We start from the raw sequence: 11853 nt of genomic DNA, 5'->3' as shown, positions 1-11853 counted from the left end.
AAATGGCGCGCAAGCGCGGCGGACGCGTCCCGGATCTTTCCCGCCAGGGCACGCTGCCTTTGCCGAAGCGAAGTGCTGCAGCACTAGGCGCTCCGGCGGCGGAGGCGCTGGTGCCGGGGTTGGAGGTTGGGGGGTTTGATGGGGCGTCGATAAGCAAGAAAAGCCCTGGGCGACCAACCGGGATAGATGGGCGAGCCATGCCGCGTCGCATGCAGGTGAGTTCTTTTAATTCGCTGGTAGGTAGGGAAATTAAACGCCGCGAGTGGAGCGAAAACATGGCCTACGGCTGGGTCATGGGCAACTGGGAAACCCTGGTGGGCGAGAAAATTGCGCAACACACTACCGTGCACATGATTAAGGACAGTGAAGTGCACATTGAGTGCGACACCACCGCCTGGGCTACGCAGCTGAAATACATGCAATCCACCGTGCTGCGCCTCATTGCAGACAAGGTGGGGCCCGAAGTGGTGACCAAACTACATATTTATGGGCCGAAGACGCCGTCCTGGCGCAAGGGTCCGCTTCACGTGAAAGGCCGCGGGCCGCGCGACACTTACGGATAAGCGCACAAAACGCCCTCTAACGGATTCGCGTGCTGCCTGGGCATGTCCCCACAAGCGTGTAAGATACAAGGGGTTAAACGCGCCTATGGGCGCTTGTGAAGACTAAAAGAGGAGTGTCCCTTTCCGTGGCTGAACAAGTACCGCATTATGACGCCTCATCGATCACCATTCTGGAGGGCCTTGAGGCCGTCCGTAAACGTCCCGGCATGTACATCGGTTCCACCGGTGCGCGTGGCCTGCACCACCTGGTGTGGGAGGTTGTGGACAACTCTGTAGATGAGGCGATGGCGGGGTATGCGGATCGCGTCGATGTCACCCTGCTTGAAGACGGCGGGGTGCAGGTCGTAGACAACGGCCGCGGCATCCCAGTGGAGATGCACCCGACAGGCGCACCAACTGTCCAGGTTGTTATGACCCAGCTGCACGCCGGCGGCAAGTTTGACTCGGAGTCATACGCCGTTTCCGGTGGTCTGCACGGTGTTGGTATTTCCGTGGTGAACGCACTGTCCACCCGCGTTGAGGCGGATATTAAGCGTGACGGCAAGCACTGGATTCAGAAGTTTGAGGCTGCGAAGCCCGAGCCACTGGTTGAGGGCGGCAACGCCCGCGGCACCGGCACCACCATCCGTTTCTGGCCGGATCCGGAAATCTTTGAAACGGTTGAGTTCAATTACGACACGATTGCTCGCCGCCTGCAAGAGATGGCGTTTTTGAACAAAGGCCTGACCATCACCTTGAAGGATGAGCGTGTCACTGAGGAGGAGCTGGAGCTTGAGGCAATCGCCGAAGAGGGCGATACCGCAGCGCTGATTGGCGGCGACTCCTTTGATGATGACACCGTGGTGGAGTCCGCGGCTGAGGTTGACCAGGACGGTGACGGCGAGCCGGTTGAGGCTGGCGATGAGGTTGCGCCGAACGTGAAGCGCAAGCGCGAGAAGAAGGTTACCTACCACTACCCAGAGGGGTTGATTGATTACGTCAACTACCTGAACAAAAACAAGACCGAGATCCACCCGACGATTGTTGGTTTTGACCAAAAGGGCGACGGCCTTGAGGCCGAGGTGGCTATGCAGTGGAACAACTCCTACAAGGAGTCTGTCCACACCTTCGCCAACACCATCAACACACATGAGGGCGGTACTCACGAGGAGGGCTTCCGCGCCGCGCTGACAACGTTGATGAACCGCTACGCGCGGGATCACAAGCTGCTGAAAGACAAGGAGCCCAATTTGACTGGCGACGATTGCCGTGAAGGCCTCGCCGCCGTAGTCTCCGTCCGAGTGGCGGACCCACAGTTTGAGGGCCAGACCAAGACCAAGCTGGGTAATACCGAGGTCAAGGGCTTTGTGCAGCGCGCGGTGAATGAGAACCTCTCCGACTGGTTCGACGCGAACCCGGCTGAGGCGAAGGTCATTGTGAATAAGGCGGTGCAGTCCTCGCAGGCTCGTCAGGCAGCGCGTAAGGCGCGTGACCTGGTTCGTCGTAAGTCTGCAACCGACCTGGGTGGTCTGCCGGGCAAGTTGGCGGATTGCCGTTCGAAGGATCCGAAGACGTCCGAACTGTTCATTGTGGAGGGTGACTCCGCAGGCGGTTCCGCAAAGGGCGGCCGTGACTCCATGCACCAGGCGATCCTGCCGCTGCGCGGCAAGATTTTGAACGTGGAGAAGGCCCGCATGGACCGCGTGCTGAAAAACGCCGAGGTCCAGGCGATCATCACCGCGCTGGGCACCGGTATTCACGATGAGTTTGATATTGAGAAGCTGCGCTACCACAAGATTGTGTTGATGGCGGATGCGGACGTGGACGGCCAGCACATCGCCACCCTGCTTTTGACGTTGTTGTTCCGTTTCATGCCGGATCTCATTGAGCAGGGTCACGTGTTTTTGGCGAACCCGCCGTTGTACAAGCTGAAGTGGGCGAAAAGTGAGCCTGGCTACGCGTTTTCTGACCGTGAGCGTGATGAGATGCTGGCAGCTGGCCTTGAGGCTGGCCGCAAGATCAACACGGATGACGGCATCCAGCGCTACAAGGGTCTTGGTGAGATGAATGCGAAGGAGCTGTGGGAGACCACCCTGGATCCTGAGACTCGTATCTTGCGCCGTGTTGAGCTTGAAGATGCGCAGCGGGCAGATGAGTTGTTCTCCATTTTGATGGGTGATGATGTGGCAGCTCGCCGCAGCTTTATCACCCGTAAAGCCAAGGACGTGCGTTTCTTAGACGTGTAGTGCTAGCGGGTGCAGCGCTCACCCAGCACTCTTCGAGACAGGCATACTCCTTAGCTGCTTGGTAGATTGGTTGATGGAGAGGTACCGCACAGTGTGGTTCACGCCAGCTGTACGGTGTGATTCAACTGCATCTCAGGAGAGCGATGACTACCAAGCAGACACAAACAAAGGCCCGCAAAGCGGGCATTGCTGCTCTTATGGCACTGAGTCTCAGCGTGAGCACTGTGACCGTGCCGCGAGCATTTGCAGCAGACGCGGTGGGCTATGACCCCACAATTGACGTGGTGGAGAAGTCCCGGCAAAAAGCCACTGACCTTAATGCGGGGACGTGTTCCTTTGAGCTTTCGGACCAGGAGTCAAGGGCTGGCGCCCGGACTGGTGCGTGGACTACCGATGAGCAGGCCCCCTACGATTTTGGTGTGATCTTCACACTGGATGGTTCCCAGCAGCGCACGTTCAATGACGTTTATGTTGCGACCTCTCATAAAAGTGTGCCCTATAATGGCCCGGACGCCTCTGCACTTGACCTTGGGTATCAACGTCATGGAATGAAGGTCAACCACCAGTTCGATCCTTTGGAGTACACTTCGCCGCCGAGGAAGCCTAAGAACCTCGCTGGGCCAGCGGAGTTGACGAGGGAACTCGTTGCGAAGGCGGCATCCGAGGAGGGTCTGACTGCCGGATGGTCCGCAGAGTACACACAAAAGCCGACTACGGATGCGCGGTTCTTTACGGAAGCCTATCTCGAGGCCACGGTGAACCCGTGGCCCAGTGAGAACGCGGACTGTAGCCCAATCAACATTGACTGGGTTGACCATAACCAGAAGGTTGTGGACTTAGATAACCAGCAACGGCGCTTCAAGGTGGGCACCGTGGTTGGCGCTGATAAGGAATCCTTGAAGCGTATCCGCGTTAACGCCTACATCGACGGCAAACACGTCGAGGGCAAAACGGAACTGGACGGCAACGACCTGTATTACACGTGGCCGGAGTTCATTGATCAAGCATGGGCCGGCGCCCAGAACGTCACCTTCAAGGCCGTTGCCCTGCCGCGTGATCTAGCCGCGATGAAGCGTGACGTCGCATCGCAGGATGAAGACAATCAGGGATACGCGGATCGGGTTTTCCAGGAATCCATCGACTCACTGGATCGCTACAAGAATGCCAATGTGATCAGTGAGCACACCATCTCCACGGATGACACGCGCTTCCATGACCCGAAGTATGACGAGCCGCAAAAAGAGATCATCTCTGAGGTTGAAAACAACACGCCTACTGCGGATCCTCAGAAGGTCACCTTCACCAACCTTGATCCGAAGATTCAGAAGCTGATTGCAGAGCAAAAGGCTCAGGTCAAACTGATCACGGATAACGTCTTCTACGGTTGGGAGGCGAAGTTTGTTGATGAGGCCAATGGCAATTACAACGTTGAGGTGACCTCACCGGCGAAGTCGTCGCCGGGTACGTTTGCGCAGCCTGTGGTGGAGGTGACCTACTCCAACGGTTCGCAGGACATCATTCCGCTGCTGGTGGTGGTCAAGCCCAACCACACGCAGTCCAATGACATCGATTACACCCCAGAGGCTGTCAAGGGTACGCAGGGCCAGCAGATGGAGTCCACGCCAAAGACGCGGCGTGTAATTGGGAGTGGCGCCCCAATGCAGCCGGCGTCCTATACCTTGGACAAGTCAACCCTGCCGCAGGGTTGGACCGCTGAAATTGATGAGAAGACTGGCAAACTGACGGTCACTGCACCGGATGATGCGCCGAACAATCAGAAGTTCGACGCTGTGGTGACCGCCACGTATCCAGATGGCACCACCGATACGGCGACTGTTCCGTTCCAGGTTGTCATCTCAGCCAAGGTGCCGGAATATGAGGCAAAGGCTGATTACCCGGACACGCCAGTCACCCTGCCGCCGAATGAGCCCCAGTACGGTATCGACGGTTCCGAGGACGCGCCGATGCCGTCGCGCTACACCTTCCCGGATGGTACGAAGCAGTACACACGCGGCGACTGGACGTTTACCGTGGACGAAACCACGGGTGAAGTCTCCACCACCATTCCGGAAAATGCGTTGCCGGGCGCAAGCATTACGGTGCCGGTGCAGCTGCACTACCCCCACGGCATCCCCCCGCAAGTCACCACGGCAACGGTGTCCGTTATTGATGACAATGAGGGCGAGGACAAGGTCCAATACCCGCCGCAGCTGGTGAAGGCCGGGGACGAGCAGACTGCGCCGTTCTTCAGCAAACTGAAGGACCCTTCGAAGGCGACGTTTGAGCTGGCTGACCCATCCCAGGTTCCGGATGACTGGGAGATCACGTTCAACCAAGACGGTTCCGTCACCGCGAAATCGCCTGCTGGTGCGCAGCCTGGTGATGAAATCAACTTTGATGTGAAGGTCACCTACCCGGATGGTTCTGAGGGGAAGGTTCCGGCACAGTTCACCGTCGTGTCTTTCGACGCTGATGTGAACGACCCGTTCTACCCGACGAAGACGGTTCCGGCCGGCAGCACGGTGCAAAGTCCCGTGGATCTCACTTTTGTCAAACCCGGCAAGATTAAGAAGTACGCGATCGACCCGGAGTACAAGGCACCGGAAGGTGTGGAGGTTTCCATTGATGAGACCACCGGTGAAGTCACCACCAAGGTTGGCGAAAACGTCAAGCCGGGTACCGCGCTAGACATCCCGGTTATTGCGACCTACCAGGACGATTCTGAAGACCGTACGCTGGCTACGGTGACGGTTCTGGGCAGCCAGAAGCAGCTGAACAACCCGCAGTACAAGCAGCAGGAGACCGCGCCGGGTACGCCAAAGGAGTCCCCGCTGGAGACCCCGGTTCCGGAGAAGAACCTGGATGGTGATCAACCGTATAGCGTCCCTGACACGGTTGATGGCTGGACGGTGAGCGTGGATAAGCAAGGCGTGGTTACCGCAACCCCGCCTGCGGATGCCAACGCTGGCGACTCCATTGAGGTCCCAGTAACCGTGAAGTACGAGGACGGTAGCAGCACCACGGTTCATGCCCCGTTTGTGGTTAAGGTTGACCGTGACGTACATGAGCCGTTCTATGAGGTGAAGTCCACGAAGCCGAACACGGCGGTGGATCACCAGATTGGTGGCGCGCCGGAAGGCTCGAAGTTTAAGATCAACCAGCCGGATGTTGATGGCTGGAAGTATGAGATTGACCCGGACTCCGGCAAGGTCACCGTTACTCCGCCGGCAGGCGCTAAGCCTGGTGATAAGAAAACCAACCAGGTCACCGTGACCTACCCGGATGGCTCCACTGAGGATGTCCCGGTGACCACCGTGGTTACCCTCGGTGATAACTACTCTGCCGAGCCGGACTACCCGGAGCAGGCGGTCTACCCAGGTGGTACGGCAACCTCGCCGCTGACGGTGTACAAGCCCGAGGGCATCGATGTGGCCAAGGACAATCCGTACGTGATTAACCCGGATAGTCTTGAGAACGCTTCGCCCACCGGTGAGACCAACGAGCACGGCAACCCGACCTACACCGTGACAACGGATAACGGCGACTGGATTGTTGGCCTAGACAACAAGGGCAACGTGGTTGCCACGGCACCGAAGACTGCAAAGCCGGGCGATAAGATTCAGGTCCCGGTCACGGTGACCTACTCCGACGGTTCAACGGACATGACAACCGCTGAAGTCAAGGTTGTTGATGTGCCGGAGCGAGAGGTTCCGTTCAAGGTTGAGTACACCTACGACGACACCATCCCTGCAGGTGAGTACAAGGTTAAGACCAAGGGTGTTCCGGGTGCGGAGCAGCAGAAGCAGGACGGCACTTGGGAGCGCAGCAAGGAGCCGGTCAACGAGGTTGTTCGCGTTGGCACCAAGCCTGCCGAAAACGCGAAGGATGTGATCTGGACGTTCCCGATTCCGTACCCGACTGAGGTGCGTGAAAACACGGACCTGAAGCCGGGCGAGACCAGGATTGTCCAGGAGGGCGTCAACGGCGAGAAGACCTACACCGCCAAGTTCACAGGGAAGGGCACCGAGGCCCAGGTTGCGGAGGAAGAGACCACCAAGAAACCCGTCCCCCGCATTGTTGAGTACGGTCCCGGTATTGATGATCAGACGCTGACTAGCACGGAGACCCGCGAGGTTGCGTTTGGGATCGAGTACGTCGTTGACGACACACTCGAAGCCGGCAAGCAGGAAGTTCAGCAGCAAGGTACTCCGGGCGAGGAGGTCACCACCTCTACTCAGGAGATTAAGGACGGCAAGCCTTCCGGCAAGCCGAAGATCGCGACTGAGCGCACGAAGCAGCCGAAGAATGCGGTGATCCGCGTTGGCACCAAGACCAAGGGTGAGACCGTGAACTCTGTTGAGACGGAGATCCCGTACGAGGTTGAGGTTGTCTATGATCCTTCGCTGGCACCTGGTGAGCAGAAGGTCACCCAGGAAGGTGAGCTGGGTCTAAAGAAGGTCACGGTCACCCAGCCTGTGGAAAACAGCCATGCTGTAGGCGAGGTGAAGGTCACCGAGAAGATAGTCAAGGAGCCGGTGAAGAAGATCATCGCTGTGGGCACGAAGCCGTCTGAGGCATCTGCGAAGGTGACCTGGACTGCGGAGGTTCCATACGATGTGGACACCCGCCCGAACCCGAAGCTTGCGCCGGGCGAGCTGAAGGTTACCCAGAAGGGTGTTGCGGGTGAGAAGACCTACACGGCTGATTTCTCGGCTACCGGCTCTGATGCAACAGTCACCCCTGAAGAAAAGCAGACGAAGGACCCGATTAATGAGATCATTGAGTACGGCCCGACTGCCGGTGATCAAACGCTGACCAGCACGAAGACCCGCGAGGTTGCCTTTGAAACGGAAATCATCTTCGATGACACGCTTGCAGCTGGCCAGAAAGTAGTTGTTCAGGAGGGTGCGCCGGGCGAGGAGGTCATCACCTCCACCCAGGAGATTAAGGACGGCAAGCCTTCCGGCAAACCGACCATCTCCACCGAGCGCACCAACGAACCGACGAAGGCGATAATCAAGATCGGCACCAAGCCGGTCAAGGATTCGACGCCGACACCGGAACCTTCGCCGCAGGAGGTGCTGGTTGAGCTGCCATACACCACCAAGATTGTCTACGACCCATCCCTTAAAGCCGGTGAAGAGGTTGAAGACGTCAAGGGTGAAAACGGCCAGGTGAAGGTCACCGTCAACGGTGATGACGTGCAGCAATCCGTGGTCAAGGAAGCTGTCCAGCGCGTGGTCCGTGTTGGTACGCGCCCGGCCGAGGGTGTGGAGTATACGGAGGAGAGGGCGTATGGGGTCGTCGTAAAGAAGGACCCTGCCCTTAAGAGCGGTGAGTACAAGGTTGAGCAGGAGGGCAAGCCGGGCAAGGTGACCCACAAGTCCGACGGGACGACGGAGACCACCGACCCGGTTGACCACATCATCGTTGTGGGCACCGGCGAGAAAACCCCGGGTACACCGGGCGCGCCGGATCCGTCGGGGGACAAGGGTTCCTCCGACAAGACGAAGCGCTGTGTGGAAAATGCATTCGCCATTAACAGCCCAATCCTGTGGCTGCTGCCGATTGGCCTTCTGGCTGCGGTGGGCGCTGGCGTCAACGAGGCGTTCGGCCCGCAGATCAACGAAATGATGGGCGGCATCAACGCTCGCATTGAAGAGCAGCTGCCGGACCTTGGCTCCAGCCGTGGCACCGAGGACCGCAGGCCGGAGTGGCTGATTGAAATCGAGGCACAGATCAACGCCGCGAACCAGCAGTTCGGTGGTGCGGGTGACAACCTGCAGCCGCTGGGCATCGCTTTGGGTGCCATCGCCGTGATCGGTCTGCTCTCCGGACTGATCTACCAGGCGTGCCAGCCGGAGGGTTTTGGCAAGCCGGGCGAAGGCTCATCTAACTAGCAGTTTGACAGCTAGGAGCGAAGGCGGTCACTGATTGCGGTGGCCGCCTTCGGCCTTGCTTGGTAGGAGCCGGGGGCGTGGGATGGCAGGTACGCTGTGGCGCATGAGCGAATTGCTACCCCTTGTGGTTATTTTTCCGGGGATGGGAATGGAGGCGCGCTACTATCGCCCGATCGCTGAGGCGTTGACCGACGCCGGTTTTCCCACCACGGTCGGGGAGCTCCGCGGCCAAGGCACCAGCCCGCATGTTGCCTCACGCAGCAACCAGTGGGGATACCACCACGTGGCTGCGGAGGACTACCCGGAAACCATCATCAACGCCAAACGGGAACACGGGCTTGACGCTAACCACCCTGTAATCCTGCTGACCCATTCCATGGGCGGGCAAGTAGGCACTTTGTTCATGGCGCGCCCCGAAGCAGCAGCACTCAACGTTATTGGCATGCTCGGCGTCGGTGCTGGCAACCCCTGGCACAAGGCGTTCCCAGTGCGCGACAAACTGAAATTTGGCGTGGGTATCCAGCTGATCTGGCTGATCACGCAAGTTCTGGGTTACTGGCCGGGTGACAAGATCGCCGTCGGCGGGAAATGGGCCCGCCACCCACGCACATATATCAACGAGTGGGCGCGGATGAACCGCAGCGGCAAACGCGGCCCACTTGCGGGGGCGGACATTGATTACAACGCAGCCATGCAGCACATCAACGTCCCCGTAGTCCTTACACGTTTTAAAAACGACCGCGACTGCACCCTTGAGTCCGCACAGGCTCTGGCGGACCAAGTCTCCGGCGCCACGGTCGAGGAGCTTGAAGGTGGACTGGGCCACAACAGGTGGGCTCGTGAGCCGGAGATTGTCGTGGCCAGGATGCAGTCGTTTGCTGACGCGCTGCGGTAACTATGTGGCGTAGCTGTTGCGACCGGCTATTTGGTAGCAGTGTCGTGAGCATCCGGTAGCACTTCAGTGAGCATCCGGTAGCGGCTCAAATTGCATGGAGTGGTTCCTGTATCCGCTTCATTCGGGTGCGAGACGTTCCGGATGGAATCCGCTAATGAAGCTGGAGCTATGCGGCGGGAGCCTCCACGACCGGCCCGGCTGACTCTTCGGCACTCAATTGAACCAAGCCCGGTTGCAGTTCATCTCGCTTCAAGAGCGTCCCAAGCCCACCCTTGATGCCTGTCGATTCGGGATAGTTGGTACCGCGATTCCGCGTAGTTGGTACCGGTGCTCCACGTACTCGGTACTGCAAAGCTCTTTCATAGTTGATGCTGGAAGTACCGTGTTTCAGTGAGGCTGCCTCAGCGTGGCCTGTCATAAGAAGGAAACGCCTGGAGCCTGCTCGCGAACTGCACCATTGCGTCGATACCAGGCCGACAACAGTGGTGGTGGGACTTTCTGGGGAGCCCGGGCCCCGAGCGTTCTCAGCACCGAAGACATACTGAACCGTTGCGGGAGTTTGTGAATAACGCTGACGGAGAGCGGGTTGCAACATAGCGTCCACCGAATCCGCGTAGAAGTCTTTGCCATGCGCAAAGCCACCGCCCCAGCAGGCTGCTCGAACGACTAATGCATGTAGCAGGGGCCATGGCTCGGCTGTCCAGGTACCAATTACTTGGAACGCGGCAGTACCGAGCCTTCGGAGCGCCAGTATCAAATCCCCCCTTGACAACGCTGCCATCCCTGAATCCTTGACCGGCTCGCCGCCCGTGCCGAGCCCGGGTGGGCCTCCGCTACCGGATACTCACTCAGGCGCTACCAGATACTCACCACACCGCTACCATTTCGGTCTTCTGAACAGCGTAGCTATTTGGCGTAGCTATTTGGCGTAGCGCTCGATGATGTCTCCCAGTTCAGGCAGTGCTGGGGAGATGATCTTGCCGGCTTTGCCGCGCAAAGTGGAGTACACCTTCTGCACCGCACTCGGCATCTCACCTGTTGCGCCGTCAGCGGCAGCGAGGATCTTTTCCACAACATCGCTTTCACGGGTGCCAAGGAACGCGCCGAAGGAACCAGCGCCGGCGGACAGGTAGTCCTGGAACAGCGGCTCCAGCTCGGAGACGATCTGCGGCAGGAAACGGTTGACTCCCTTCGGGATGGCATCCGCGTCTGCCTTCTTGCCTGCGGCAACGGCGGATTTGAGGGCCATGCCGGTGAGGCCGGATTGGTTAGCCACCACGTTGTCAACCAAGCGGGCGATATCCGCGACAACGTTCGCGCGGTTCGCTTCAGTCAGGAGGTTGTTCAAGTCAGTCATGTGGAAAAGTGTAGCGGCCCGCGCTCAAATGAGCGGGGCCGCCGCGAGGTGTCGTAGCTCTTCCACCACAGCACCCCGCTAACTTCCCGTTAGCTACAAGTCACTGTAACCACAACAGCAACAAGAGTAACACGCGTAACAATGGTGGGCAAACCTGGGCTACTGCGGGAGTGGCTCTGCGCGTTACAAGTGGCTGCTTCTAGCACGGCACTTCTAGCGCGGTACCTGCATGTTTGCCTGTAGCTGTTGCGCCATCTTGGCCCACGCTGGGAAGTCAAAGATGCGGTTGCCTGCAGAGGAACCGTGGACCCAGCTAAGGCCTGCCGCCTCAGCCGCGTCATCAACCGCCTGGCGCAGCGGCGGAATGGCATCAACTGCAATCTGCAGCGACAAGATGGTCAACCCAAACGCCAAGCCCAGGCTTAGCGGAGCACTGCCGGTGTATGCGCTGCCCGTTGGGGATTTTGGCGGGACCTTGATGTTCGGGTCGTTCGGGTCGCGCTCGTAGTCAATATTGCCTTTGCTTTTGCTTGAGCCACTGGAAAGCTCGGTGCTTGCTGTTTGTGCGTGTGCGACTGGTGTTAGCGCACCAGACAAGCAGATCGCTGCTACACAGGCGAGGGTTGCGGTCTTCTTCATCGGAGACACCTCATAGATGTAAAAAAATATGAAACGGATGGCTCACACTGTATGCGGTGAGCCATCCGTTTGTGGTGTTAGGGGAAGCGGATTAGAACTTAAAGTTCTTCAGCGCCTCCTGCAGCATTGGCAAGGCTGCGATTGCGCCGCCGATTGCAACAGCGACCGCCGCCAAGATTCCAACGATCGTACCGAGGTTGTTGTCCGGCTTGTCAGTCTCGGTCGGCTTGTCGGTGTCCGTCGGGGTTTCCGGTTTCGGGGTTTCCGGTTTCGG

General features: G+C 58.7%; 7 protein-coding genes. 4 read left to right on the top strand and 3 right to left on the bottom strand.

Going from position 1 to position 11853, the window contains the following annotated elements:
* The first annotated feature begins 2 nt into the window (after nt 1-2).
* From HMPREF3101_RS04405 to HMPREF3101_RS04390, 4 genes are all read left to right on the top strand, one after another.
* On the top strand, nt 3-563 hold the full coding sequence (locus tag HMPREF3101_RS04405) for a DciA family protein (protein WP_070463175.1): 561 nt from the start codon (nt 3-5) through the stop codon (nt 561-563).
* A gap of 125 nt (nt 564-688) precedes the next feature.
* Entirely contained in the window at nt 689-2788 is a 2100-nt protein-coding gene (gene gyrB, locus HMPREF3101_RS04400; protein ID WP_070463060.1) for a DNA topoisomerase (ATP-hydrolyzing) subunit B, read from the top strand.
* Nucleotides 2789-2931: 143 nt separating this feature from the next.
* Nucleotides 2932-8688: a YPDG domain-containing protein gene (locus HMPREF3101_RS04395; RefSeq protein ID WP_070463057.1), complete on the top strand. Its 5757-nt coding sequence runs from the start codon at nt 2932-2934 to the stop codon at nt 8686-8688.
* Between the two features lie 103 nt (nt 8689-8791).
* On the top strand, nt 8792-9583 hold the full coding sequence (locus HMPREF3101_RS04390; protein ID WP_168160159.1) for an alpha/beta fold hydrolase: 792 nt from the start codon (nt 8792-8794) through the stop codon (nt 9581-9583).
* Between the two features lie 919 nt (nt 9584-10502).
* On the opposite strand, the gene HMPREF3101_RS04385 is transcribed toward HMPREF3101_RS04390, so the two are convergent.
* The 3 genes from HMPREF3101_RS04385 to HMPREF3101_RS12090 form a co-directional block, all read right to left on the bottom strand.
* Nucleotides 10503-10940 carry a DUF6918 family protein gene (locus tag HMPREF3101_RS04385; RefSeq protein ID WP_070463049.1) on the bottom strand — a complete coding sequence of 146 codons (438 nt, stop codon included), beginning with the start codon at nt 10938-10940 and terminating at the stop codon, nt 10503-10505.
* Nucleotides 10941-11153: 213 nt separating this feature from the next.
* Nucleotides 11154-11579 carry a hypothetical protein gene (locus tag HMPREF3101_RS04380; protein ID WP_070463046.1) on the bottom strand — a complete coding sequence of 142 codons (426 nt, stop codon included), beginning with the start codon at nt 11577-11579 and terminating at the stop codon, nt 11154-11156.
* A 91-nt stretch (nt 11580-11670) separates the two neighbouring features.
* Nucleotides 11671-11853, bottom strand: a 183-nt coding sequence (locus HMPREF3101_RS12090) for a hypothetical protein (RefSeq protein WP_210386169.1), incomplete at its 5' end; no start/stop codon positions are given.

This window comes from Corynebacterium sp. HMSC29G08 (genome assembly GCF_001806875.1).
GTDB lineage: Bacteria > Actinomycetota > Actinomycetes > Mycobacteriales > Mycobacteriaceae > Corynebacterium.
Note: the sequence above shows the minus strand (reverse complement) of the source record. Positions and strands in the feature narration are given on the sequence as shown.

Coding starts and splice junctions, on each gene's coding strand:
- HMPREF3101_RS04385 (WP_070463049.1), bottom strand. CDS start 10,940: ATGACTGACTTGAACAACCTCCTGACTGAAGCGAACCGCGCGAACGTT.
- HMPREF3101_RS04395 (WP_070463057.1), top strand. CDS start 2,932: ATGACTACCAAGCAGACACAAACAAAGGCCCGCAAAGCGGGCATTGCT.
- HMPREF3101_RS04405 (WP_070463175.1), top strand. CDS start 3: ATGGCGCGCAAGCGCGGCGGACGCGTCCCGGATCTTTCCCGCCAGGGC.
- HMPREF3101_RS04390 (WP_168160159.1), top strand. CDS start 8,792: ATGAGCGAATTGCTACCCCTTGTGGTTATTTTTCCGGGGATGGGAATG.
- HMPREF3101_RS04380 (WP_070463046.1), bottom strand. CDS start 11,579: ATGAAGAAGACCGCAACCCTCGCCTGTGTAGCAGCGATCTGCTTGTCT.